Here is a 24,430-nt window from a genome sequence, read left to right on the forward strand (position 1 = left end):
TTGTTGATACGGCGGATAGAACGGACGATGAACGGATTCGACACGCTGTCGGTCATCACTCGGTCGCCGGTTCGCCCTCGCATTCTCCGCTATCTACTCGAGCGAGGGCCCGCGGAAACCCCCGAACTCACCGAGCACGTCGACGCCTCGCGCCGGACGGTCTCCCGGACGCTCTCGGCGCTCGAGGAGGAGGGTCTCGCGGAACTGCCAGACGACGAACGGGCGGCACTCGAGCGAACCGTCCGCCTGACGAACGACGACCCGGTCGTCGCGGACCTCTCGATTCACATGCTCGCGGTCGCTCGAGCGTGAGCGCCCGTCGAGCCTTCGACGGACGGTCGTGGCGCCAGCCTATTGAGGTTCGCCTGCCTAGAACGGGATGATGTATCAGGACGTCCTCGTCCCAACCGACGGAAGCGACGGCACCCGCCGGTCGATCGTTCACGGATTGACGATCGCCGAGCGCTTCGACGCACGTGTACACGCCCTCTCGGTCGTCCCCGAGGGACCGCTCGGAACGCTCGAGAGCGAAGAGGCGACGCCTGCGGCTCATCGCGCCGTCGAACACGTCGAATCGGAGGCGGCCGAGACGGGACTCGAGGCCGTCACCGCGGTCGAACACGGCGTTCCCCACGAGGAGATACTCGACTACGTCGACGACCACGACGTCGACATGGTAGTGATGGGAACGCAGGGACGGACCGGACTCGATCGCGTCCTCGTCGGGAGCGTCACGGAGCGGGTGATCAGAATGGCCGAAGTACCGATCGTGACGGTCCGCCTAACCGACGAGCTTCGGATCGACGACCCAGAGGAGGCCGAACGACTCGCCCGCGAGGCGCTGGCTAATGGCTCCCTCGATCGCGAGCGTTCGATCGTCGACGGTGGCCCACACCGCATCAGTGGCTCGTGGCTATTCGCGTTCGAACCGGACGACGATCCCGTCCACGTGACCGTCGACGGCGTCTCGGAGGAGACCCGCCTCGAGAGCGGCGTTCAGGACTAACTCGTTCGGGACGACTCGTTGGCTGCTCGTCGCGGTCTTCTCCCGCCGGGGCCACAGGACTGGCGCTGCTGGCGCTCGGACCGATCGTCGCCCTCAAACGGTCGGTGTAGACGGACGTCGTGCGGTCTCCTGTCGTCTGGCCCGCCACACCCGCGATCCGGACGGCGGGTGCGCCAGGAGATCGGGACAGCAAACCGTATCAGCCCGGCAGAGTTACCCGGACCACTCGCCCGCGAGGTCTCCAGCGAGATTTGCCCGCCAGTGTTCGAAGCCGCGCTCGCAGTCTCCGTTCTCGTCGATGTGATCGATGAAGCCAGCACCGGGCGATGGAAGTTCGTCACCGCAGAACGGACATGTTACCGGATCCGTCCAGTCCATGGTCGTTGTAGCTGTCATATGACAACCTAACCACGAACTTCCGTATAAGCCTATTCGACAAATGCGACTAATTAATAGAATGTGTTTAAGGCCCGTATATATTGTCTTCGAATGGCAGAAGTGAAAATTAGTCCAGCTCGTGGTCGATATACGTCTCCGTTCCTGGTCAGCGGTTCTCGTTCGAGTCGGACTCCTCGAACTGGAAGACATCCGACGCGTCGTCTCCGGTGTCGTCCGAATCCGCGGCGTCGTCGGCTCCGTCGTCCGACGCGTCCGATTCGCTTACCTCGTCCTCGGGCTGGGTGGATTCGTCGCCGTCGACCAGTTGGTCTTCGGCGTCCAGCGCCGCCGTCGCGTCGTCCGAGGCCACAACGGATGGTTCTTCGACGACTGATTCGCCCGTCTCGCTCGCGGCGGCGTCCGGTTGCCCGGAACTGGTGTCCGACCCGTCGTCGCCCTCTTCGTCGGCGCGGTCTGCACCCGTCGAACCATCTTCGTCGACCTCGAGCGTCACGACACCGGTTGCATCGTCGTCGATATCCGTCTCGAAGTGATCCAGCGCTTCCGAGAGCTGCGTGGCCTGCTGTGAGAGTTGGGAGGCCGAGCCGGAGACCTCGGTCATCGCCGTCGTCTGCTCTTCTGCGGCGGCGGCGACGCTTTCGGCCTCGGCGGTCGTCTCCTCGCTGATCGTCGCGGCTTCGTCGACGATCGCGACGACCTCCTGGGTGGTCGCGGCCTGCTCTTCGGTCGCCGCGGAGATCTCCTGGACGCCGGTGTTCGTCTCGGCGGCGTACTCGGCGATCTCCTCGAGTGCGTCGACCGCCTGTTCGACCTGGTCGCTTGCGGACTCGAGTCTCGCGCTGGTCTCTTCGACCTCCTCGGCGGAGGTGACGGTCTGTTCCCTGATACTCTCGAGACGCGCCTCGATCTCCGCGGCGGCCGACTTGGCGTCGCCGGAGAGCTCCTTGATCTCCTGTGCGACGACGCCGAACCCTTCGCCGTCGTCACCGCTTGCGGAGCGAGACGCCTCGATGTTGGCGTTGAGCGCGAGCATGTTCGTCTGCTCGGCGATCTGCTGGATCCGCTCGATGAGGTCGTCGATCTGGCTCACTTCCGCCTCGAGCGCACGGATCTCTTCGACGGCACGCTCGGCCTCGGTTTCAGTATCCGTCATGCTCTCGATCGCGTCCTGGGCGGCTTCGCGCCCGGTTTGACCGGTGTTCGCGGTTCGGGCGGCGAGGTCGGCGACCTCGTTCGAGGAGGCGGCGATCTCTTCGGTCGTCGTCGAGAGATTCGACATCTCGCCGGTCGCCTCCTGGAGGGACTGGTTCTGGCGTTCTGAGCCACTGGAGATCTCTTGGACGGATTCGCTGATCTGCTCGCTCGCGGAGCGAACCTCCTCGCTCGAGGCCGTCACCTGCTCGGAGGCGATGGCGACCTCGGTCGCGAACGTCTGGAGGTCGGCGATGGTCGCTTCGATGTCGTCGAGCATCTCGTTGAAGTCCTCGCCGACCGTCTGCATCGTCTCGTTGTCGGTATCGACGTCGGCGCGCACGGCGAGATCACCGTCAGCGGCGGCGGCCATCACCGTACAGTACTCCTGGGCGGCGTCCTCGAGTTCGTCGTTGATCCGCTGGACGCGTGCACGCTCGGTCTCCGCTTCCTGGCGTGCGGTCTGGGCGTTGTGAATCTGGTCTCGAAGCGAATCGCGCATGGCGTCGAAGCTTCGGTACAGCGATCCGATCTCGTCGACGCGGCCGGTTTGGAGGTCGACCGAGAGGTTCCCTTCCTCCATCGTCTGTGCGCGTGTTTGCAACCGATTGAGCTGCTTCGAAACGCTCCGTCCGCCGATGAGACCGACAGCGACGAAGACGAGACCAGTCAGGACGATAGTCACGACGAAGCTCGTCTGAACCTCGTCTCTCACCGCGAAGGCAGTCTCCTGTGGCGTCGTCGTCACGACGTAGAGGTCCTCGCCGCTAATCGGCGAGTACGTGTAGATCGCCTGGCTGTCCTCGGTCTGGCCAACCCTCCCGGCCCCGGGTTCGATGACCGACGGATCGACCCCGTCGGTTCCGATGATGACGCCTCCGTCCTCGTTGACGACCGCGGTGTCGGCACCCTCGATCGCCTGCGGGAGATCGGGGCCGGTCTCTTCGGCGGGAAGCTCCCCGATGACGACGTGACCGGTCAACAGCGATCGTCGCTGTCCCATCGCGATAACCTCCTCGTCGTCGAAATTCGTGTACCGTTCGGTCGTCACGAACGATTGTTGCTGAACGACGTCCTCGTCGAGCAGGTCGAACACGTTCTCTCCGACCGCGCTCTCGCTCGAGCTCCCGACCACCTCTCCCGTCTCCTCGTCGACCATGTGAATGTCCGAAAATCTACTTTCGTACGACTCTCCTTCGAGGAACGTCGATACGGCTTCCGAGTCGGCGCTGTCTAGCTCCTGCGATCGCTCGATCTCCTCGAGTGTGTGCTTTCGCTCGGTCATCCACTGTTCGACGACGTTCGTGTGGAGTTGCGTCGTCTGCTCGACCTGATTGTCGACTTGACCGTCGAGTTCGTCGCTGATTCCGAGATAGAAGAACGTACTGATCGCAGCGGTCAACAGGAGAATCGCAACGATCGCGATGAGTGTCTTCGCGATAAGTCGCCGCCTGATTACACCTGGCACGAGGAGTGAGCCGATCGATCGGCCACTCGATTTCCCCGTCGACTGATTCGAATCGCCCGTTGTCTGTGAATTATCGCTCATTTTAGTTGTACTCGAGTGCTGTCCGTTGTAACCTGACCTGCCACCCTTCGAGACACTGTCACCGACCGCCTGCCAATCGATGACGTTTACGTACGTCAATTCGTGACTATTAATAAATCTTACTAATACCACTATACATGTTATTTTCTTCCAGTGTTACTGGGTAACTATTGGGATATTGGATAGATGATAACCACTCTGTCGTGGCCGATAAGTTCTAATATCGGTTACTCGTTCGGCTATATCAGTGATTGTGTAGATTTTATCCGAAAATACCAAACGGACTGTCGCTTATACGCGGTCGGTTCGAAGTGGTCGCTCCGCGACGGATCGGGACCTGCGGGACACAGACACTGTTATATGAGTGCAGTTCTCATCACCGCCAATGAGTCCACAGGTACGAACTCCGACGGCCCGCGTCTGCGAACGGTGTGGGCGAATGGAGTACTGGGATGACGAACTCGACGCCTGGCAGATCGACAGCGAAGACGGCGACAAACAGGTCGGTAACCCTCACTGTCTCCACGAGTGGGACATCAACGGTACGTTCAACCCCGTCGTCAAACAGTAACGATCGACCGCCTCCGGTCGGAATCGTCACCTCGAGGTGCAACTCTACTGTCGAGCATCTTTTTTGGCTCCGAACCCATCCAGTCGACGATGACGACCGTCTACATCACTTCCCCGCCGGACGCGGCCGATCGAATCGCCGAAGCGCTCGTCGAGGAGCGACTCGCGGCCTGTGTCAATCGGATGCCGACGACATCGACCTACAGATGGGACGGCGAGATCCACCACGACGAGGAACACGTTCTGCTCGCGAAGACGACCGACGACACGTACGTCGATCTCGAGGAGCGCGTCCTCGAGATTCACCCCTACGACATCCCATGTATCGAGCGGTTCGACGAGAGCCACGTCCTCGAGTCGTTCGCAGCGTGGCGCGCCGATACCGTCGAATGACCACCCTCCAGCGCACCGGCAACCGCTCGGCAGATCTGTGCTACGATAGCGCGTCACAGGCACGGACTCGGCGAAAAAGCAACCCTTAAAACTCGCGCACGGGTTGTGACGGGTATGGCTGGAACCATCGAAGTGCTCGTTCCGGGTGGCCAGGCCAACCCTGGCCCACCGCTCGGTCCCGAGCTCGGACCGACGCCCGTCGACGTACAGGCGGTCGTACAGGAGATCAACGACCAGACCGAAGCGTTCGACGGCACCGAAGTACCGGTTACCGTCGAGTACGAGGAGGACGGCTCGTTCGATATCGACGTCGGCGTCCCGCCGACGGCGGCACTCGTCAAGGACGAGGCAGGATTCGAGACCGGAAGCGGCGAACCCCAGAAGGATTTCGTCGCGGATCTCTCGGTCGATCAGGTCAAAACCATCGCCGAGCAAAAACATCCCGACCTGCTCGCTTACGACACCAAAAACGCCGCGAAGGAAGTCGTCGGCACCTGTGCCTCGATGGGCGTCACCATCGAAGGCGACGACGCTCGCGAGTTCAAGGCGAAGGTCGACGACGGCGAGTACGACGACGTCCTCGCGTAAGCGAGACGCCGGTCCACGTTACTCCCGGCCGAATTCGGTCGGGTTTCGACTGTACTCGACTGCCCCGTGATGGATGAGTACGCCGATCAGTTGTTCTCGAGACGGGCGAGTACGTCGACGTGATGGGCAACGAACGAGAGTTCGCTTTCCTCGAGTTGACGCCGTCGCGTCGAGAGCCACGCTCGTCGGTCGGCCGGATCGAGGACATCCGCGGGATACGCCGCGAGCGCCTCGTCTATCGTCTCGAGAATCGTCTGCAGAAACGTCCGCTCGGTCGCTGGATACCCACTCCCCTCGTCGGCTGACCGAGGCCGGACGATCCAGTCCGACCCGCCGGCGGCGAGCATCTCGAAGCCGTTCGCCGGCAGTGACGCGAGGAGTTGCCGGCCGGTTGTGCTCGCGCCAGCGTCACGAATCTCGTCCATGTGGCGGTGATAGAGCCGTTCGATCCGATCGTCGAGCGGGTGGGATGGCGCGAATCCCGTCGCCCCGTCGAACGTGATCGGCGCGTAGAGGAGGCCGCCGGGCTCGAGGGCCGCCGCGATCGACTCGAGCGCTCGCTCGAGGTCGACGACGTCGAGAAACGCCGCGGCCACGACGGCCTCCGCACACGCATCGTTTCCCGCTGTGGCGTCGCCGCTGGCGATCGTCTCCGGCGACAGCGCATCGCCCACCTCGAGTGTGAGAGCAATGGATCGACCGTCCGTTCGCTCCCCGAAATCGGCCGTTTCAACGCGGTCTAATTCGGCCGTCTCGACGTCCTCGCGTGTGGCCGCCCACCCACTGTCGTGGTCGTCTACGATCCGGTACTCCGTCGGTTCGAGTCGGTCCGGTACCCGCGCTCTCGCGGCGGCGACGTTTTCGGGATCGCGGTCGATCGCGCGGTAGCTCGTCCGTTCGGGGAGCCGTCCCCACTCGGCGAGGCGTTCGATCATCGTTCCGACGCCGAACCCGAACTCGACGACTCGAGCAGGGTCGTCGACCCCCGCGAGTTCGTCGGAAAACCGCTCGAGCACGCGCCGGTTCAGCGCCCGATCGTCGACGGTTCGTTTGGCCGCGAGATACGACTGCAGGCTCGGTCTCACGGGATCTCACTCCCCGACTCGTCCGACTCACAACCGCTCGAGTCTGCCGGCTGTCCGCCCCGAGACGCCCCCGGTTCGAGACACTCCAAAAACGCCCGGAGATCGGCGAGCGTCTCGGCCCACGTCGGGTGGTTGGCCGCCGTCTCGAGGGCACCGCGGGCGAGGTTCGTGAGTCGGTCGCGGTCGGCCGAGAGGCGATCGATCTCCGCGGCGAGACGGTTCGTATCCTCGGGGTCGACGAGCACGCCGTTCTCTCCGTCGGTAACGATTTCGTCCGCACCGCCGACTGCGGTTGCGATCGGGACGACTCCGAACTCCATCGCCTCGAGGTAAACCATCCCGAACCCCTCGTAGCGGGAAGGGACCGCGAGGACGTGAGATCGCTCGAGGATCGACGCCAGCGTTCGGTCGTCGACGTCGCCGGTGAACGTAACTCGGCTGGCGATCGAGCGGTCCTCGCCTCGCTCTCGAACAGTTCGTGCGTACGTCGGGTCCGCGTCGTGGCTTCCGACGACCGTCAGCGTCCAGTCGCGATCGGCGCGCTCGAGGGCACCGAGGAGGGCCGTCGCGTTCTTTCGCGGCACCAGGTTCCCGACGAAGGTGACACAAAGCGAATCGCCGCTCGCGGTCGCCCTGGATTCGACGGCCTCGGGAGCGAGTGTGGCCCCCTCGCGGCGACCGCCAGGCGGCGCGACGTGCGTGGGGAGCGAGACGAGATCCGTCGTTCGGTCCCGCGTATACTCGCTGGTACAGATTGCCGCGTCGACCGTCGAGAGGTACCGCGCCTCGAGCGCTCGCACCCGGTCCGGATCGAGGGGGTTTTCCTCTGCTCGACGTGGTATCCACTCAGCGGGCCCGGCCGACTCGAGCAGGTGAACGAGCGCGACGATCGCATTGGGTGCTTCGAGTGTGGGGTTGTGTTCGAGCAGCGTTCGGTAACAGAGTTCGTCCTGTACGAGCACGTCGAACGGTCGGTTCAGGCGGTCGCGAACCGTCGGTTCGGGGTACTCGGCCAGCGCAATCACGTCGACGTCGTCACCCCGGCGCTCGAGAAACGACACCAGTTTGCGGTCGTACCGGTAGCCACCGGAGGTCCGCGCGATGTCCTCGGCGACGACGAGGCCGACCCGCATCGTCACAGCGACCGCTCGTGGGCCACGCGGGCGACGTCGTCCTCGGCGACCTCGATCCGAAGTTCGCTCGCGCCGGCACACTCGAGGCGCTCGAGCAGTCGGTCGCCGAACAGCCGCGCGAACCGTTCGGCGCTCGGATTGTTGCCGTCGAACTCGGGGCAGTCGTTGAGCGTTCGATCGGCGTAGAACCCGGCGACGGCGTCCATCGCGTCGCTGACGTCGTCGATGTCGAGGAGGTAGCCGTGTTCGCCCAGGTCAGGACCCCGGACGGTCGCCGTCACGGTGAACCGATGGGAGTGAACGTCGCCTTCGGGACCCGGATCGGGAACCGTCAGATAGTGCTGGGCCACGAGGGTTCGAGAAACGGTGACGGTGTACATGTCTCCCGCTACGATGGAGGCCGGCTAAACGACTGGGACCGGTCACACGTGCTGAGAGTCTCCGTCCCTGGCCCGCCCGAGAGAGTCGATCAATCGTAGGTCAAAAGCACCTGAATTACCTCATCGGGGCGTTCCTCGAGCAGTTCGTACGCCCCGCCGGCGTCCTCGAACGGCACGTCGTGGGTGCAAAGCGACTCGAGGTCGAGTCGACGGAGCCAGTCCCAGGTGATCCGATGGCGCCGTTCGCGGGACCATCGTCCCGAGAGTCGGGGATCGATCGTGCTCACCTGCGTACTCCTGATCTCGATTCGGTCGCGGTGAAAACGTCCGCCCAGGTCGGCCGTCACCGGTTTCGTCCCGTACCAGGAGCCGACGAGCACACGACCGTCGAACCCGGTGACAGCGACTGCGTCGTCGAGCGCGTCCGGATTCCCGGAGAGTTCGTACGTGAGATCGGCGCGAACGCCGTCGCCGGCGATCGCCTCGAATCGCTCTCGGAGATCACCGCGGCCCGGGTCGACCGACCGATCGGCACCGAACGTCTCGGAGATGCGCCGGCGCTTCTCGCGGGGTTCGACCGTCAGGAGCGTCTCGAGGGGCGTCTCCGCGAGCAACGCCACCGTCGACAGGCCGACGACCCCCTGACCGACCACGACGACGCGTTCGCCGAGCAACGGCGCGCCGTCGAGGAGAAGGGTGACCGCCGTCTCGAGGGTCGCGAACAGCGCAGCCTCGCGCGTGGCAACCCCCTCCGGGACGACCAGCAGATCCTCGGGGTTGGCGAGAAAGGCGCTCTCGTGTCGGTTGTAGGCGAAGACGCGTCGTCCGAGCCAGCGGTCGGGGACGTCCTCACCGACCGCGACCACCTCGCCGACGGCGGCGTAGCCGTACGACAGCGGAAAGGAGAGGTCGCCGTCGAACGCCTCGAGCGCTTCGTCGGCCGGAAGCGACGGGGGTGCTTCGCCGCGGTAGATCAACCCCTCGGTGCCGGCGCTGATCGCCGAGACGAGCGTCCGGACGCGGACCGATTCGGGGCCAGGTCGAGGAACGGATCGTGATCGGATCTCGACCGTCCGTGGCGCCGTGAAGTAAAGCCTTCGTGCGTCGACCGTCGACCGCGTCGTCATCGGTGCTCACGGCCCGAACCGGGCCGAAGGTGGTGATCGATCACGCTGCAGGCCAGTTCGACGAGCGCGCACTTGATCGTTCGCCCGGGTGACAGTTCGTGAGAACGACCGTGGGCCACCATCAGGCGATCAGCCGCGGCCGGTGGCGAAGAGCCAGTCCCGGACGAAGTTGACGAGAAACGGAACCAGGACGATCGTCGTGACCACCCTCGAGACGTCCTGGTCCGGAACCGGCAGGATTGCGAGCCAGATCGCGAGCATCGCGAGCGCGCCCAGCGGCCGTCGAAACCGGCTCGGCTGGAGTTCGAACACGTCGCGCCCCCGTCGTTGGCGCCACCAGAGACTCCCCGCGAAGAGGTATCGTGCGATGCCGACGGCGAGGAACGCTATCGGCGCCGCGCCCGCGGTAACGGCGACGATCGAACCGACGAAAACGACGAATGCGTCCACTTCGACGTCGAGGCGTGCGCCGAGATCGGTTTCGGTCCCGGTCGTGCGAGCGATCGCACCGTCGACCGCGTCGAGGGCGGCCGCGACGGCGAACAGCGCGCCGGGTGCCCACACGAGGAGGCCGGGCGGTGGCCGCGTGGCGACGAAGCCAGCGAGGACGGCGACGGCGGCCGCACGCGCGATCGTCACCCCCGTCGCGAGTGTAAACGTCGTCGTGTCGGATACCGACGTTCGGTCGATCGTCACCAGGACGAGCAGTGACTCGAGGGCGAGTGCAACCGCGACGACGACGAGAAACTCGAGCGCCAGGCCGCCGGCCCAGAGGTGCTCGAGGACGATGATGACGAGGAAGACGGCACAGAGGAGCCCGGCCGTGGCCTCTCCCCACCGTCGGCGAACGTCCGGGCGGAACGTCGCCAGCGAATCGTCACTCACGGCGATAGAGGACGATCAACGCGGCGATCAACAGCAGCTGTGCGAGTTTGTCTACGCCCTCGGCGGCGGAGATCGCGCCGAGGCCGTCTGGGCGGTTGAGGGCGTACCAAAGAATCCCCTGCCCGCCGGTGAACGCAACCCCGAGGAGGTACACCAGTCGGCGGCGGTAGTCGACGAGTACCAACGTGATACCGAGGAGAAAGCCGGCCGTCGCGAAGAGGAACGCTCCCCCCATCCAGTGTGGGAGGAACCCGACCCCGAGGACGAGGTGAACGACGGCGGTGACGACCGCCAGCCCAATCGCGATCCAGTGACGCGTGGACAGCGACTCGAGCGCGAGTGGGTTCCCGGGTGAGGCCATACCGACGACTCACCGTCAGTCGAAAAACACGTTCCGGGAAAATACGTAGCGTGAGAGAGCAACGAGGGATCGGGACGACGACCGTCCCGTATGGTCAGCGTGTCGGAATCGTCAGATAGCGTGTCGGGGCCGTCAGATCTTGTTCGCGGGCGGGACGGTGCGTTCGTCGGGGTTGGTCGATCCACCCGGTCCGAACAGGATACGGACGATAGTACCCATTCCGAGCATCGTCGCGAGCGTGGCGACGACGACCGTCGCCGGAACCGAGAAGCCGGCGAGGCCGAAGACGAGGCTCCCGATCAGGACGCCGAGCCAGAGCCGATCCTGGCCCAACCGGGAGACGATCGACTGGCCGAGGGCGACGAAGCCGATCGCGGCCGACGCCGGGACGACCGCAGCGCCGATAGTGACGAAGATGACGCCGAAAAACGTCCCGAGACTCGAGCCGACGATGAAATAGCCCGCACTGACGAGTACGGTGACGACGAGCAACGAGGGGAGCCCGATACACGTCGAGATGACCGGGCTCCGTCGCGACGTCGTGATCGCGTCGGACCCTCTCCCCTGTAGGGTTCCGAGGAGTACCAATGAGACGAGGGCCATCGCGGCGAACTGGACGGCCGCACGCTCGTAGGGAAAGAGCACCCGGTACACCTCGAGTACCCACCCGTGGGCGAAGTAGTCGGCCGACTCGAGACCCGTTGTCCCGCTGATAGGATATAAATCTGTTGGCCACATACACGAACGATACACTGTCATCGAAGATATTACTTTCGGTCGGAAACAGGAAGTGAAAAATCCCGGCTGGGGTGGGCCGGCAATACCTCGAGCGGCGGTGGTCAACGTCCTCTGGGCGGCGGATAGTTCGACGGGTTTAAGTTCAGCATGCCACTTTTCTCAAAGGAGACAGGCGTTGCCTGTTTCACTGACCCGTAGGAGCACTCCTGCGTACTACGGAGGTGAACGATGGCAGAGGATATCGAAACCGCAGTGGCTCGCGCACTCGAGGACTCACCGGACCGGAACTTTACCGAGACGGTCGACCTCGCGATCAACTTGCGCGACCTTGATTTGAACGAACCGTCGAACCGTGTTGACGAGTCTATCGTGCTCCCGTCCGGAACCGGACAGGAGACGCGTATCGTCGTCATCGCCGAAGGAGAGACCGCTGTCCGCGCCGAGGAGGCCGCGGACGACGTCCTCTCGGTAGACGACGTGGCCGACCTTGAGGACGACGACGCCAAGGATATGGCCGACGAGACGGACTTCTTCATCGCCGAAGAGGCGATGATGCAAGACATCGCCCGGTACCTGGGTACCATCCTCGGTCCCCGGGGGAAGATGCCGGACCCGCTCGCGCCCGACGACGACGTCGTCGAGACCGTCAACCGGCTCAAGAACACCGTGCAGATCCGATCGGGTGACCGACGAACGTTCCACACGCTCGTCGGTGCCGAGGATATGGACGCGGAGGATATCGCCGACAACATCGACGTTATCCTGCGTCGCCTGCACGCTGACCTCGAGAAGGGTCCACAGAACATCGATGGCGTCTTCGTGAAGACGACGATGGGGCCGTCCGTGGAGGTGGTCTAGCGTGAGCGCAGAAGCCGAACGCAAGACCGAGAACCTTCCACAGTGGAAAAAAGAGGAAGTCGACGAGCTCGAGTCACTCATCGACGAGTACGAGAGCATCGGCATCGTCGGCATCACTGGCATTCCGAGCAAACAGCTCCAGGACATGCGCCGCGGTCTCCACGGCACCGCCGTGGTCCGCGTCAGCCGGAACACGCTGCAGGTCCGCGCACTGGAGGACGCCGGGCTCGACGACCTCGTCTCTCACGTCGAGGGACAGGTCGGTCTGGTTGCGACCAACGACAACCCCTTCACCCTCTACAAGGAGCTCGAGGCGTCGAAGACGCCGGCTCCGATCAACGAGGGCGAGGTCGCCCCGAACGACATCGTGATCCCCGAAGGGGACACGGGCGTCGATCCGGGGCCGTTCGTCGGTGAACTGCAGGGTATCGGTGCGAACGCCCGCATCGAGGACGGCTCGATTCAGGTCATGGAGGACTCGACGGTCTTAGAAGCCGGCGAGGAAGTCTCTGCGGACCTCTCGAACGTTCTCAACGAACTCGGCATCGAACCGAAGGAGGTCGGTCTCGACCTTCGCGCCGTCGTCGCCGACGGCGTCCTGTTCGACCCCGAGGACTTAGACATCGACGTCGACGCCTACGAGAGCGACGTGTCGACGGCCGCCGCCCGCGCACGGAACCTCTCGGTCAACGCGAGTTTCCCGACCGCAACGACGGCGTCGACGCTCATCGCGAAGGCGACGGGCGAGGCCAAGAGCCTTGGCCTGCACGCCGCCATCGAGGACGAAGCGCTCATGCCCGACCTCGTCAGCAAGGCCGACGCGCAGCTTCGTACGCTCGCGGCCCAGATCGACGACGAGGACGCCCTGCCTGAGGAACTGCAGGATGTCGAAGCGCCGGCGGCGGAGCCGGCGACCGACGAGAGCGAGGACGAAGACGAACCGGCTGACGACCAAGACGGAGCTGAGGCCGACGAGACCGCCGAAGACGACGATGACGACGATGACGACGCCAGCGGTGGCGAAGGACTCGGCGCGATGTTCGGCTAATCAACACAACTGGAGGACACAACAATGGAATACGTTTACGCTGCACTCATCCTGAACGAAACGGACGCAGAGATCAACGAAGACAACCTGACCGACGTACTCGACGCCGCTGGCGTCGACGTCGAGGAGTCCCGCGTGAAGGCGCTCGTCGCCGCACTCGAGGACGTCGACATCGACGAAGCGGTCTCCGAGGCCGCCGCCGTTCCGGCAGCAGGAGCCGCCGCAGGTGGCGCTGCCGCAGCCGCTGGCGACGAGGACGGAGACGAGGAAGCCGAAGAGACCAGCGACGTCCCGGACACGACGGACGACGACGAGGACGACGACGAAGACGACGACGCCGGTGGCGAGGGCCTCGGCGAACTCTTCGGCTAAGTCGCACGACGCTGACTTCGACCGATCCAGATTTTTATTCCACCACTCTCGAGCGACTGCGTTCCCCAGTTCGATCCGCAGTCCCGTCGTGAGTTACGGGAAGCGAACCGCTGTGGGCTCTCGCTCGTGAGTTTCAGAGAGGTTGTCGTAGTCATAGGAGCTATCGTAGACGTCCATCGATTACCCGCCCGTCAGTCGAGACACGGTGTCGACAGACAAGCGGCGAAACGATCGGTTGGGGACGATCAGCTACCGCCGATCGCCGCTCGAGTCGAGAGCAGCCGAATGCGGAGATCGTGGTTGTGCCAGAACTGATCGACAGCAGTCCGAACGGGGCCGACTTCGTCACTCGAGTGATTCGACGAACACGCTGAGCAGGAAGACGGTGATCGCACAGCAAAACGCGATGGCGCTGGCCGTAGCCACGGTGACGGCGATCCCTGCCTTCGAGTGGTACGGATCGACGCCGGAGGCGATCAGTGAGTCGACCGTCTCGGCCCCGGCGTAGCCGACCGCCGACAGGACGAGCGTGACTGTCACGCCGAGCGAACCGCTTACGAAGCCGATTCCGGAAAACAGCCCTTCGATACCGACGAGCGACCACGCCTGCTCCTCGGAGATGTTCTCGAGTCCGTCTCGGTAGGTTGCGGTGGCGGCGAGCCCGAGACTCGCGCCGACGAGACAGCAGACGCTAAACAGCGTCAGTGCGGTAAACGAGACGCGAGAAAAGGCGGGGTCGGAACCCACGTGCTGCTGTTGGACGACAGCCGGGAGAAAGAGCATAATCGGGAGCATCGACGACGCAGCAAACAGCAGGTAGCTACACCGCCGAATCTTCTGTGGGATCGTCCACCTGCTCAACAGCGCCCGTCGGGCCCGGAGGAACTCGTACTCCGACCCCTCGAGTACGAGTCGAGTGTACTTATCGCGGTCGTGCATGCCGTTCGAACGGCGCAAGGCCGGATCCGATTATAGGCCTTCTGGATCGGGCCGCTCGAGGGCGGCTTCGTCGCGAAACGTGATAGTTCTCTGTGGAGTGACGGTCCGGATGGACTACTATAGTAGCCACTGAAAGTCATTGCACACCTGACCGCCAGACTGCTCGGCGGTCAGTGTGTGCACCGTTTCAGTTGTTACTATAGACGTCAGTTCCGGGACAACCGCGACCTGGCTTGCGGTTACACCGGGACAACAGACCATCTCATACGGATTGGTGTGACCGTGTCCAACCGCGCCCGGAACCCGTTCTCCGGGAGCGGCGGTACTGACTGACAGTATACCGTATCAGTCGTCCGCAGGGGTTCCTGCTCCGGAGTCGGGCGTTACACCGGTGCCGAACGTCGACGGCTGTCTGGCGATGAGCGCTTCGTTGGCTGCGACCCAGCGGAGCAACAAGAAGGCAAAGACGTACTTCGCACCGATGTCGAGGGCGCTGTAGCCCCAGGAGGTGATCGCGACGTCGAGGATCGCCAGTCCTTCGGCACCGAGCGCCCAGAAGATCGGGTAGCCGAGCCACAACACGACCGTCAGGATCTTGAGCATGTTGAAGATATCGGCGGTCCCTGCGGCTTCGGCGTCCTTGGGCCACTCGACGAGCAAGACGTAGAGGACGACGAGGAAGAACGTACAGCTAATGAAGTACCAGAACCAACGGAGACCGTACGAAGACGTCGTCATTGCGGCCGCAAGTCCGGTCACGCACATCGCGATGTCGGCCGTGATGATCGTAAACAGCTTCGTCAGATTCGTTCCCGCAAGCAAGCCGAGAGCGAGCAGGATCATCGGAGTCGACAAGGTCCAGGTGAGATACCGCCCCCACATCGTCAACACCTCCTCGCCGGCCAGTGCGTGGCCGCTCGGCATCTCGAAGAAGCTTATCGTCAGCCCGGACGCCAGTCCGGTGTAGCTGGCGATCGACACGAGCGGCACGAGCAGTGTGGCGACCCAGATGAGTTGTGCCCGCGGATCCGTGACGTTTCGGCCCATATAGACGAACAGGAGTATGGCTACCCCGGCGAGGGCGATGTTCGCCCAGAACGACGCGTTCAACAACGTGTTGTCCTGGACCTCCTGGTAGACCTCCGCTTGCGTCATCTCGAGTGGTACCCCGTGAACGAGTGCGACCATCTCCGCCGCGATCGGTTCGATCATTGTACGTCAAGTATAGACGGCACGAGGCATCGTTGTGAACCCATACCATGCAAACGCCACTGACGAGCGACGAACGACATTCAGGTGTCGGCCGCCCAGTTACTGCGATATCCTGCTCAGTATGGGTCTGGTTTATTGATGGTTCCTCACGACGGACGTACTGTGACCCGCTGGATCCACTCGAGCACGTTCGGCCGGTATGAGAGTTATCATCGATGCGTTCGCCGTTTCGAACGGGAACGATCCTAAACCGATGACACTGGCACTCAGTTATCTGTCTATCCACGCGATTTTCGTACTCCCGCCGATCGTCGTCCTCGGATGGTTCGCCTCGCGACGGGACCACGCTCGGTGGTCCACTCGAGCGCTGACTGGCCTCGGCGTTATCCTCGTGCTCGCTGTCGTCTACACGACGCCGTGGGACAATCTGTTGATCGCCGAGGGCGTCTGGTGGTATGGAACAGGGAGCGTTCGGGCGACCATCTGGCACGCCCCGGTCGAAGAGTACCTGTTTTTCGTGTTCCAGCCACTTCTGACCGGGTTCTGGCTGTTTCAGTTTCTTCGAGTTCCGGACCGGTCGCTGCGTATCCCACGTTTACACCGCCTCGTTGGTGCGCTCGCGGGACTCTCGATCGGCGGGTTGGGATGGCTCTTGCTCGGATCGACGCCGACGACGTATCTCGGTGCGATACTGCTGTGGGCGGGACCGATTCTCGCCATTCAGTGGGCGTTCGGGATCACCGCGCTGTGGGACGTCCGTCGAACGGTCGCACTGGCGGTCGCCGTTCCGACGCTGTATCTCTGGATCGTCGATCGGATCGCGATTGGACTCGGCGTCTGGGTTATCTCGGAGGAACACACGATTGGTGTGTCGCTGATCGGTCTCCCGGTCGAAGAGGCGCTGTTTTTCCTCGTCACGAACGTCTTCGTCGTTCAGGGGCTGGTGTTGTACGTGTGGACACTCGAGCAACTCGACGAGACTCCGACGCTCCAGGGTCTTCGAACGCGTCGATAATGTCTACGAACACGAACGCGGCGGCCCAATCGCCGACCGCTCGAGAGCGTGCGCGCGCTCGAAACGTCGCTCGAGTCGTGAGCCTCGCAGCCGCGACGATGGTGCTCGGACTCGGATTCGCGCTTACGGCTCTCACCGGATCACTCCCGCTGTGGGTTCAGTACCTGCCGCTGTTGGCAAGCGTTCTCCTCTTGGGCCTCCCACACGGTGCGGTCGATCATCTCGTTCTCCCCAGGGCTCGAAACGAGCCGATCACCGTCCGGGCGCTCGCGGGCGTTGGCGCACTCTATCTCGTCGCCGGAACCATCTACGCCGCAATTTGGTTGCTCGCTCCGGTGGCTGCGTTCTCCCTGTTCATCCTCCTGACGCTGTTTCACTGGGGCCAGGGTGACGTCTACGCACTCGTCGAACTGGTCGGCGTCGACTACCTCGAGACGCCGGCGAGACGAACGCTCGCGTTGCTCGTTCGCGGCGGCGCACCGATGGTCGTCCCCCTCATCGCCTTTCCCGGGCAGTATGCCTTCGTCGCGGGGACAGTGGTCGGTCTGTTCGACCCCGGTGTGGCCGCTGGACTCGAGTCGTTGATTCGGACACAGGTTCGCCTGCTCGTCGGCGCGGCGTTCGGTGCAGTGGTGGTCGCGGCCCTCGGTGTCGGCTATCTCCGATCTGGAGGCTCGCGGTCGTGGATGTTCGACGCCGGCGAAACGGTCGGACTCGTCGCGTTTTTTGCGCTCGTACCGCCGGTCCTCGCGATCGGACTCTACTTCTGTTTCTGGCACAGCGTTCGTCACATCCTTCGGACGATGCTCGTCGACGACGGTACCGTCTCTGCTCTCGCGGAGCCCGCGGTGGGGCGGGCCTGCTTGCGATTCGCCCGCGATGCGACGCCGCTGACGGTCGGTGGGATCGTCGTTTGCGTTGGGATTGCTCTGTTGGTTCCACAGACGCCGGCGACCGTTCCGGAGATCGGTGGGCTCTATCTCGTCGCTCTCGCGATCCTCACGTTACCCCACGTCGTGGTCGTCTCGTTGCTCGATCGATCGCAGGGACTCTGGCCGCCGTCACCGAGCCACGACTGAAGTCGTGGGCTTCCGCCTCGAATACGTGTGAACCGGCGACGAGCCGCGGGCGAGAGCGGCGGGAGGTTTAAATCGAAACGGGCGGCCAAAGCGGGCGATGCTAACGCCCGGCGTCGAGTTCGTCACCGATCCTGCCACGACCCTCCAGCTACTGAGTTGGATCCTCGGCGGCGCGATACTCGGGAGCGTAAGCGGCCTCGTGCCGGGGCTTCACGCCAACAACTTCGCACTTCTGCTCGCCGGCTTTGCAACCGCCGTCCCCGGCCCGCCGCTTTACGTCGGCTGTGCGATGCTCGCCGCGGGCGTCGTCCACACGTTCCTGAACGCCGTTCCCGCGATGGCACTCGGCGTTCCCGACGCGGAGATGGCCATCACCGCCCTACCTGGCCACCGGATGGTTCTCGAGGGGCGAGGCCCAGAAGCGATTCGCCTCTCGGCGCTCGGCAGCCTCCTCGCCGTGCTCGCAGCAGTTCCGCTCGCCGTTCCAGTCACCTACGCCGTGACAGCCGCGTATCCGACGATCCGGGCGAACCTCTCGCTGGTGCTCGCCGCGGTCGTCGTCGCGTTGATCGCCTCGGAACGGACGTGGCGCGGTCGGGCCGGCGGAGCGCTCTCGTTCGCACTCGCCGCGGCGCTTGGCGCGCTGACGCTCGACCTCTCGCCGGACGCACCGCTCGAGGCGGGTGGGATGCTCGCGCCGCTGTTCGCCGGACTGTTCGGTGCGCCGGTGTTGATCGATGCGATCGTCGGCGGCGGAATTCCACGTCAGGACGAAGAACGGATCGCGCTCCCGCGGTGGCTCGTCGCTTCGACCGCCGTCGCGGGAACGCTCGCGGGCGCGGTCGTCGGCTACATCCCCGGCATCTCGGCCGCCATCGCCGCCGTTGCAGTGTTGGTACTCGTTCCCGGCGGCTCGGGCGATCGTGGTTATATCGTCGCAACGAGCGGCGTCGACACCGCGAACACGATCTTCGCGCTGTTCGCGCTGGTCGCCATCGGCCAGCCGCGGACGGGCGTGATGGTCGCCTTCGAGCACGCGAACGCGCCACTCGAGTTGCCCGTTTTGATCCTCGCGGTCGTCGTCGCCGGTGCGATCGGCTTCGTGCTCGTGATCGTCGTCGGCGACGCCTACCTCGAGCTAGTGGGTCGGACCGAATACTGGAAGATTTCGGCGGTCGTCCTCGGGTTACTGCTCGTCCTCTCGTTTCTCTTTACCGGCGTTCCCGGTATCGCTGTGTTCGTCGTGGCGACCGCAGTCGGACTGATTCCCGTCCGATTGCGAGCCCGACGTGTCCATCTGATGGGCGTTCTCATCGGTCCGTTGATGTTCGGCCTCTGAACGAGCTGTTGTCGAACGGTACCGGCGAAACCACGACCTCCCCGTGGTTTCACCGATTCATTGATCCACCGAGTCGGCTGAATCGCCGCTTCTCGTCGGGCCATCGAATATACCACATAATTTTTGTACACGATTAATGTAGGGCTCGACGGTGCTCACCAATGGTAGACGCGACAGTCGACGTCATCCACCGCGGCGGGCTCGAGTGCGACCAGAACTACATGATCGAGGGAGAGACCCTCGGCACACACGACGAGCCAAACCCTGACGTGACCTACGACGAAATCCCGGTCTGGAGCCTCGTCATCGATCACCCGGAGGCGACGATCCTCTGGGACACCGGCTCACACCACGACGCCCTCGACGGTCACTGGCCCGAGGGGCTCTTACAGGCGTTTTATCCCCACGACGCCCACGAACATCGGCTCGACGACGATCTCGAGGAGGCGGGGTACAGCCTGGACGACATCGACGCCGTCTTCCAGACCCACCTGCATCTGGATCACGCGGGCGGCCTCGAGTTTTTCGACGGGACCGACGTCCCGGTCTACGTCCACGAACGCGAGATCAAGTTCGCCTACTACAGCGCGAAGACGGACAAGGGAAGCGCGGCGTACATCCTCGAAGACTTCGATCACGACCTGAACTGGCAGGTGATCCACCGTGACAGCGAGGAGCATTTCGAAGACGTCGAGTTCGTCCGCTTCCCGGGGCACACACCGGGGTTGACTGGGACGGTGATCCATCTCGAGGATGACGGCACGCTCGTGTTCACCGGCGATCAGGTGTATCAGGCCCCAAACTACGAGGACGAGGCCCCGCTCGGTGCCGGATTGCTCTGGGGCAAGACGGAGTGGTTCGAGACCCTCCGCCACATCAAAGAGATCGAACGGCGTCACGACGCGGAGGTCGTCTACGGCCACGACGCCGACCAGTTCGAGGAGATCAGGGACGGGTGGGGGCGATGAGCTACGATCGCTCGGTCTCAGCGCCGGAACACGAACTCGGCCCGGAAACCGTCTGGCACCTCCAGATGCCCCAGATTCGGTTCGGTCGGGACAGCGTCGAGGAACTCGGCTTCCAGCTCGCCGATCTCGGGGTCGACGCGGCTGCCGACGAGACGCCACACGGTCTCCTCGTGACCGACGAAAACCTGGTCGACATCGGCCACGTCGATCGCGTCACCGACCTCCTCGAGGACGCGGGCTACGACGTCACCGTCTGGGACGGCGCGGAGCGCGAGCCCTCGATCGAGAACGTCGACGACTGTATCTCGTTCGTCCGCGAGAACGAGGGCGAGGACGGGTACGACTTCTACGTCGGATTCGGCGGCGGAAGCTGTATCGACGTCGCGAAGGGGACTCGGGCGGTGATCGCAAACGGCGGCGAGGTCCTCGATTACATCGCCGAACCGACCGGCGGAGGCGAGTCGCTCACGGAATCCGGCCCGCCGCTCGTGTTGATGCCGACGACGGCGGGGACCGGCGCGGAGATCTCGCCCGTCGCGATCTTCTCCGTCGAGGAAAAAGAAATCAAGGAGGGCGTCTCGAGTAACCACATTCGGGCGGACGCGGCAGTCCTCGATCCGACGTTCACGACGACGCTTCCCGCCGAGCAGACCGGCAAAACCGCGATGGACGCGCTGGGGCACGCGATCGAGGGCTACACCACGCATCCGTTCGACGGCCTGTTGCGCCCGTCGGATCCAGCCGAACGACCCGTCTACGCGGGGCGGACCGGACTGACGGAGATGTTCTCCGAGAAGGCGATCGAACTTCTTTCCGGCAACGTCCGCACTGCGGTCCACAACGGCGACGACATCGAGGCCCGGTCCGCCATGCTGAAAGGAGCGCTGTTCGGTGCAATCGCCGGCCTGACGGCGGGGGCGAGCCTCTGTCATGCGATGGCCTACCCCGTGGGAAACAAGTATCACACCTATCACGGCGAGACGATCGCTGTGCTCACCCCCGCGACAACGCTCGGCTACAACGCTGCGAGCGATCCAGAACGCTTCGCCAGCGTCGCCGAGATGCTCGGTGCCGACACCGACGGTATGGGTACCCGCGAGGCCGCGGATCGAGCGAGAGCGGAGTACGTCCGGCTCCAGCAGGACCTAAACGTCATCCCGAGCGGTCTGACCGACCTCGCAGGTATCGAGGACGACGACGTCGACTGGCTCGCGACCCAGACCGTCGAGACCCAACAACGGCTGTTGCGGTGTAACCCGCGGCCGGTTACGAAAGCGGATGCCATCGAGATCTTTCGGGATGCCTTGCACAACTGGGAGTAGCCGATTCGATCCCGGCTCCTCCGGCGGACTCGAGCGATAGATACTGTTTGTGAACCAATATAGTAAGCGAACATGTTCGACCTACGTCTCAACCGATGGGAATAGGCGCGCGCTTCAATGAGATAGACCCGTAAAACAACGGTGAACTATGAGTATGGACCACGGTTCCCGACGAACGTTCCTCAAGCTCACCGGTGCGGCAGCAGCGACGGCGCTCGTCGCAGGATGTAGCGACGACGGCAACGGAAACGGTAACGGCAACGGCAACGGTAACGGTAACGGCGACGGTATCGCGATCGATCCTGGCACCGACATCCGGTTCGACGGTCAGACCGCCGGCTGGGAGGGTCTCGAGCCCTCCGAAATCGAGAGCGAACAGAACCCGACGCTCGTCTTAGAGGAAGGCGGCGAGTACACCATCGGTTGGACCGAAGGCGACGGCGCGTTCCACAACATCGAGATTCGCGACGACGGCGGTGACGTCGTCGACGATCTCCAGACCGACGAAACCGACGACGACGAGCCCGACGACCAGATCCTCGAGTTCGAAGCCAGCGCCGAGATGGCCCAGTACGTGTGTGAACCACACGAGACGACCATGGTCGGCGACTTTCAGGTCGAGTAGTACGATCAACCGGCCGCAACTCGTCGTTCGGGACGAGAACGCTGCGATTTTCGCTTTTCGGGACCACCCCACTGCTCGGAGAGCGATCACTCCTCGCGCCACTTGATCGAACAGCCCTGTGACGGTCGCCAGTCGAGGTTCACGTCTTCGCCGTCGAGGACGGCGTCGATGGCCTCGCTGACGTAGAACCGGGACGGTTCGTCGTCCGGGTTGGGGGCGTCGTCGAGTCGCCCCTGGTAGACCAGCCGGAAGTCGGCCTCGCCGGACGCCTCGGCTTCGTTCGCGAAGAGGAACGGGTCCGGGGTACAGACTGCACCGTACTCGCGGGCGACCGCCTGACTCTCGTCACGGAGGTACGCATCGTAGTCGATCCGGCCGTCCGTGACGAACTCGCACATCAGTTCGAACGAGTCGTCGGGATACTCCTCGGCGTCGTTCGGGTTGATTCCGACGACGGAGACGTCGTCGTACTCGTCGGCCAGGTCGTTCAGCAGGTCGAACTTCGCCTGTGCGTACGGACAGTGGTTACAGGTGAACACGAGCAACAGCGCCTCGTCGTCGGCGAACGACTCGAGGGTATACGTCTCGCCGTCGACGCCGGGTAGTTCGAAGTCGGGTGCCGGGTCGTCGGCGGCCAGTTCGGAATCAGATTCACGCAGGACCATGTCAGTACCGTTGTATATCGGGCGTAAAAACCGTTGTCGTCGGGGCCTTCCTCCGGTCGACTGGCCGGAGAGAGTCGATGGACCCACGTCCGAAACGCCTATTCGCTCGAACGTCCGTCCGATCTCACGTCCACTCGAGAGACCCTCGGGACGGCCTACATATTTGTACCTCCCACGTTATCGATGAAATATGAAGACGATCGAGGTAACCGACGAACAGTACGCCTACATCCAGCACCTCCGGGAGGAGATTTCGGAGTCTGTCGTCGGCAAGTACGGGTTCGTGCGCGAACGAGACGCCGTGCAGTTTCTGATCGACAACGCCGACGAAGATCTCGAGATCGACGGCGAGTTCGACTCGTCGGCGACCGACGACGTGACGGCATCGGTCGACGCGGCCATCGAAGGCGGGCCCGATCCCCACGAACTCGAGGAGATTTCTTACGACGAGTCCACCGACCCCGACGGTGAGGGCTCTCCGGCGGACGACGAACCGGCGACCGACGAGCAATCGGAACCCGAGGACGACGAACGGGACCCGGAGGGAGGTGACGAAGACGATGTCTCTGAAGACAGCGGCGAAACGGACGAGGGCTCGAGTGCGAGCGACGACGCAGATGACGGCTCGAGTGGGGGCGGTGACGCCGACGACGACGACATGCTCAACGAGATGATGAGCTTACTCGAGACCCACGACGACAAGTGGGAGGAGTCGTCGTCGGCAGACTACCGTTACACCGTCGCACTCCCCGACGGCTCGAGCGAGGACGTCCAGACGAAAGACGACGTCCGCGCGCTGTTGTTCAAGAATTATCGGTAACTCGATCCAGTCGTTCGTCGGAGAGTCGAACGCGGTGTTCGTTTCCGTCATCAGTGAGAGCGTCTCGATAGCCGAGAAACGGGATTTCGTGGAGAGACGCGGTCGTCTCGTGTCGGTCTTTCCTTCGAACGCCGCTTCAACTCGAATCGGGGCCGTCGTACCCATCGAGAGCGGACGGCCCTCCCGGTGACCCGGTCGAACCCGCGGCTGACGGCGATCCTTCTCGTCTAACGAGCGAAGAACAACGTTTTTACTCGCGCTCGCGCTTCGCAGTGGTATGAGCGAACGCGACGTGCTCGAGTCCCTTCGTGAGAACGCGCGATACTCCACCGCGGACATCGCGCGAATGACCGACCTCGAGGAGAGCGAGGTCGAGGCAGTAATCGAGGAACTCGAGGCAGCAGGCGTAGTTCGCGGCTACCAGGCGGTCGTCGACTGGGACAAGCTGGAAGACGAGCGCGTTCGCGCCGAGGTCGAGTTGAACGTGCGCCTCGACCGCGAGACGGGCTACGGCGACATCGCCGAACGGCTCGTCCAGTTCCCGGAGGTCACCGCGTTGCGGCTGGTCAGCGGCGACTACGACTTCGACATGGAGGTCGAAGGCGACTCCATCCGCGAGGTCTCGCAATTTATCAGCGAGAAAGTCGCCCCCGTCCCCGAGATCACCCAGACGGTCACCCACTACGTGATGACCTCCTACAAGGAAAACGGGATCGAACTCGGCGACGGCGAAGAAGACGATCGACTCTCGTACTCCCCCTGA

28 protein-coding genes are annotated in these 24,430 nt (G+C 63.7%); 16 read left to right on the top strand and 12 right to left on the bottom strand.

Annotated elements, in window-relative coordinates; all coding sequences use genetic code 11:
• Window positions 1-27 precede the first annotated feature (27 nt).
• Complete coding sequence (locus FYC77_RS11470) at window positions 28-312, top strand: helix-turn-helix domain-containing protein (protein ID WP_149081645.1); 285 nt, start codon at window positions 28-30, stop codon at window positions 310-312.
• Between the two features lie 70 nt (window positions 313-382).
• Window positions 383-1,006 carry a universal stress protein gene (locus FYC77_RS11475; protein ID WP_149081646.1) on the top strand — a complete coding sequence of 208 codons (624 nt, stop codon included), beginning with the start codon at window positions 383-385 and terminating at the stop codon, window positions 1,004-1,006.
• A gap of 213 nt (window positions 1,007-1,219) precedes the next feature.
• On the opposite strand, the gene FYC77_RS11480 is transcribed toward FYC77_RS11475, so the two are convergent.
• Together FYC77_RS11480 and FYC77_RS11485 are read right to left on the bottom strand one after the other, a co-directional pair.
• Window positions 1,220-1,402 carry a DUF7501 family protein gene (locus FYC77_RS11480; RefSeq protein WP_149081647.1) on the bottom strand — a complete coding sequence of 61 codons (183 nt, stop codon included), beginning with the start codon at window positions 1,400-1,402 and terminating at the stop codon, window positions 1,220-1,222.
• A 148-nt stretch (window positions 1,403-1,550) separates the two neighbouring features.
• Complete coding sequence (locus FYC77_RS11485) at window positions 1,551-4,145, bottom strand: methyl-accepting chemotaxis protein (RefSeq protein WP_202911815.1); 2,595 nt, start codon at window positions 4,143-4,145, stop codon at window positions 1,551-1,553.
• A 385-nt stretch (window positions 4,146-4,530) separates the two neighbouring features.
• Here FYC77_RS11485 and FYC77_RS11490 point away from each other — a divergent pair, with 385 nt between their 5' ends.
• The 3 genes from FYC77_RS11490 (at window position 4,531) to FYC77_RS11500 (ending at window position 5,696) form a co-directional block, all read left to right on the top strand.
• On the top strand, window positions 4,531-4,716 hold the full coding sequence (locus FYC77_RS11490) for an HEWD family protein (RefSeq protein WP_149081648.1): 186 nt from the start codon (window positions 4,531-4,533) through the stop codon (window positions 4,714-4,716).
• An 89-nt stretch (window positions 4,717-4,805) separates the two neighbouring features.
• Window positions 4,806-5,108 (top strand): divalent-cation tolerance protein CutA, encoded by a 303-nt coding sequence (cutA, locus tag FYC77_RS11495; RefSeq protein ID WP_149081649.1) that lies wholly within the window; start codon window positions 4,806-4,808, stop codon window positions 5,106-5,108.
• A 114-nt stretch (window positions 5,109-5,222) separates the two neighbouring features.
• Complete coding sequence (locus FYC77_RS11500; RefSeq protein WP_149081650.1) at window positions 5,223-5,696, top strand: 50S ribosomal protein L11; 474 nt, start codon at window positions 5,223-5,225, stop codon at window positions 5,694-5,696.
• 86 nt (window positions 5,697-5,782) lie between these two features.
• Here FYC77_RS11500 and FYC77_RS11505 read toward each other — a convergent pair whose 3' ends face one another.
• The 7 genes from FYC77_RS11505 to FYC77_RS11535 all read right to left on the bottom strand — a co-directional run bounded on the left by FYC77_RS11505 (window position 5,783) and on the right by FYC77_RS11535 (window position 11,405).
• Window positions 5,783-6,781 (bottom strand): class I SAM-dependent methyltransferase, encoded by a 999-nt coding sequence (locus FYC77_RS11505; protein ID WP_238386908.1) that lies wholly within the window; start codon window positions 6,779-6,781, stop codon window positions 5,783-5,785.
• Window positions 6,778-7,914 (bottom strand): glycosyltransferase family 4 protein, encoded by a 1,137-nt coding sequence (locus FYC77_RS11510; RefSeq protein ID WP_149081693.1) that lies wholly within the window; start codon window positions 7,912-7,914, stop codon window positions 6,778-6,780. Before FYC77_RS11510 ends, FYC77_RS11505 begins: the two co-directional genes overlap by 4 nt.
• Before the next feature lie 2 nt (window positions 7,915-7,916).
• Window positions 7,917-8,294: a 6-pyruvoyl trahydropterin synthase family protein gene (locus FYC77_RS11515; protein ID WP_149081651.1), complete on the bottom strand. Its 378-nt coding sequence runs from the start codon at window positions 8,292-8,294 to the stop codon at window positions 7,917-7,919.
• An 89-nt stretch (window positions 8,295-8,383) separates the two neighbouring features.
• Complete coding sequence (locus FYC77_RS11520; RefSeq protein WP_149081652.1) at window positions 8,384-9,421, bottom strand: zinc-dependent alcohol dehydrogenase; 1,038 nt, start codon at window positions 9,419-9,421, stop codon at window positions 8,384-8,386.
• 129 nt (window positions 9,422-9,550) lie between these two features.
• On the bottom strand, window positions 9,551-10,306 hold the full coding sequence (locus FYC77_RS11525) for a CDP-alcohol phosphatidyltransferase family protein (RefSeq protein WP_202911816.1): 756 nt from the start codon (window positions 10,304-10,306) through the stop codon (window positions 9,551-9,553).
• Window positions 10,299-10,667, bottom strand: coding sequence for a DUF7475 family protein (locus FYC77_RS11530; RefSeq protein ID WP_149081654.1), 369 nt, complete (start codon window positions 10,665-10,667; stop codon window positions 10,299-10,301). Before FYC77_RS11530 ends, FYC77_RS11525 begins: the two co-directional genes overlap by 8 nt.
• A gap of 132 nt (window positions 10,668-10,799) precedes the next feature.
• Entirely contained in the window at window positions 10,800-11,405 is a 606-nt protein-coding gene (locus FYC77_RS11535) for a hypothetical protein (protein WP_202911817.1), read from the bottom strand.
• 228 nt (window positions 11,406-11,633) lie between these two features.
• Here FYC77_RS11535 and FYC77_RS11540 point away from each other — a divergent pair, with 228 nt between their 5' ends.
• The 3 genes from FYC77_RS11540 to rpl12p are packed head-to-tail and all read left to right on the top strand — an operon-like array spanning window position 11,634 to window position 13,683.
• Entirely contained in the window at window positions 11,634-12,263 is a 630-nt protein-coding gene (locus FYC77_RS11540; protein WP_149081655.1) for a 50S ribosomal protein L1, read from the top strand.
• Window position 12,264: 1 nt separating this feature from the next.
• Complete coding sequence (locus tag FYC77_RS11545; RefSeq protein ID WP_149081656.1) at window positions 12,265-13,311, top strand: 50S ribosomal protein L10; 1,047 nt, start codon at window positions 12,265-12,267, stop codon at window positions 13,309-13,311.
• A 24-nt stretch (window positions 13,312-13,335) separates the two neighbouring features.
• Window positions 13,336-13,683, top strand: a complete 348-nt coding sequence (gene rpl12p, locus FYC77_RS11550; RefSeq protein WP_149081657.1) for a 50S ribosomal protein P1 — start codon at window positions 13,336-13,338, stop codon at window positions 13,681-13,683.
• Between the two features lie 345 nt (window positions 13,684-14,028).
• On the opposite strand, the gene FYC77_RS11555 is transcribed toward rpl12p, so the two are convergent.
• The gene (locus tag FYC77_RS11555) at window positions 14,029-14,622 is read right to left on the bottom strand and encodes a hypothetical protein (RefSeq protein ID WP_149081658.1); all 594 of its coding nucleotides are present in this window, start codon (window positions 14,620-14,622) and stop codon (window positions 14,029-14,031) included.
• 345 nt (window positions 14,623-14,967) lie between these two features.
• A complete protein-coding gene (locus FYC77_RS11560) occupies window positions 14,968-15,777 on the bottom strand; it encodes a bacteriorhodopsin (protein WP_149081695.1) in 810 nt (269 codons plus the stop codon).
• Between the two features lie 310 nt (window positions 15,778-16,087).
• Here FYC77_RS11560 and FYC77_RS11565 point away from each other — a divergent pair, with 310 nt between their 5' ends.
• The 6 genes from FYC77_RS11565 to FYC77_RS11590 all read left to right on the top strand — a co-directional run bounded on the left by FYC77_RS11565 (window position 16,088) and on the right by FYC77_RS11590 (window position 22,182).
• Window positions 16,088-16,849, top strand: a complete 762-nt coding sequence (locus FYC77_RS11565) for a lycopene cyclase domain-containing protein (protein WP_149081659.1) — start codon at window positions 16,088-16,090, stop codon at window positions 16,847-16,849.
• Window positions 16,849-17,928, top strand: coding sequence for a Brp/Blh family beta-carotene 15,15'-dioxygenase (locus FYC77_RS11570; RefSeq protein ID WP_149081660.1), 1,080 nt, complete (start codon window positions 16,849-16,851; stop codon window positions 17,926-17,928). The genes FYC77_RS11565 and FYC77_RS11570 overlap by 1 nt, the downstream gene beginning before the upstream one ends.
• A 97-nt stretch (window positions 17,929-18,025) precedes the next feature.
• A complete protein-coding gene (locus tag FYC77_RS11575; protein ID WP_149081661.1) occupies window positions 18,026-19,267 on the top strand; it encodes a tripartite tricarboxylate transporter permease in 1,242 nt (413 codons plus the stop codon).
• A 161-nt stretch (window positions 19,268-19,428) separates the two neighbouring features.
• Entirely contained in the window at window positions 19,429-20,235 is an 807-nt protein-coding gene (locus tag FYC77_RS11580; protein ID WP_149081662.1) for an N-acyl homoserine lactonase family protein, read from the top strand.
• Entirely contained in the window at window positions 20,232-21,557 is a 1,326-nt protein-coding gene (locus tag FYC77_RS11585; RefSeq protein ID WP_149081663.1) for a hydroxyacid-oxoacid transhydrogenase, read from the top strand. Before FYC77_RS11580 ends, FYC77_RS11585 begins: the two co-directional genes overlap by 4 nt.
• Window positions 21,558-21,705: 148 nt before the next feature.
• Window positions 21,706-22,182 carry a plastocyanin/azurin family copper-binding protein gene (locus tag FYC77_RS11590; protein ID WP_149081664.1) on the top strand — a complete coding sequence of 159 codons (477 nt, stop codon included), beginning with the start codon at window positions 21,706-21,708 and terminating at the stop codon, window positions 22,180-22,182.
• 86 nt (window positions 22,183-22,268) lie between these two features.
• Here FYC77_RS11590 and FYC77_RS11595 read toward each other — a convergent pair whose 3' ends face one another.
• Entirely contained in the window at window positions 22,269-22,847 is a 579-nt protein-coding gene (locus FYC77_RS11595; protein ID WP_149081665.1) for a thioredoxin family protein, read from the bottom strand.
• A gap of 190 nt (window positions 22,848-23,037) precedes the next feature.
• On the opposite strand from FYC77_RS11595, the gene FYC77_RS11600 reads away from it, so the two are divergent.
• Window positions 23,038-23,667, top strand: coding sequence for a hypothetical protein (locus tag FYC77_RS11600; protein WP_149081666.1), 630 nt, complete (start codon window positions 23,038-23,040; stop codon window positions 23,665-23,667).
• A 277-nt stretch (window positions 23,668-23,944) separates the two neighbouring features.
• Entirely contained in the window at window positions 23,945-24,430 is a 486-nt protein-coding gene (locus FYC77_RS11605; protein ID WP_149081667.1) for an Lrp/AsnC family transcriptional regulator, read from the top strand.

Source organism: Natrialba swarupiae, from assembly GCF_008245225.1.
In the GTDB taxonomy this organism is placed as follows: domain Archaea; phylum Halobacteriota; class Halobacteria; order Halobacteriales; family Natrialbaceae; genus Natrarchaeobius; species Natrarchaeobius swarupiae.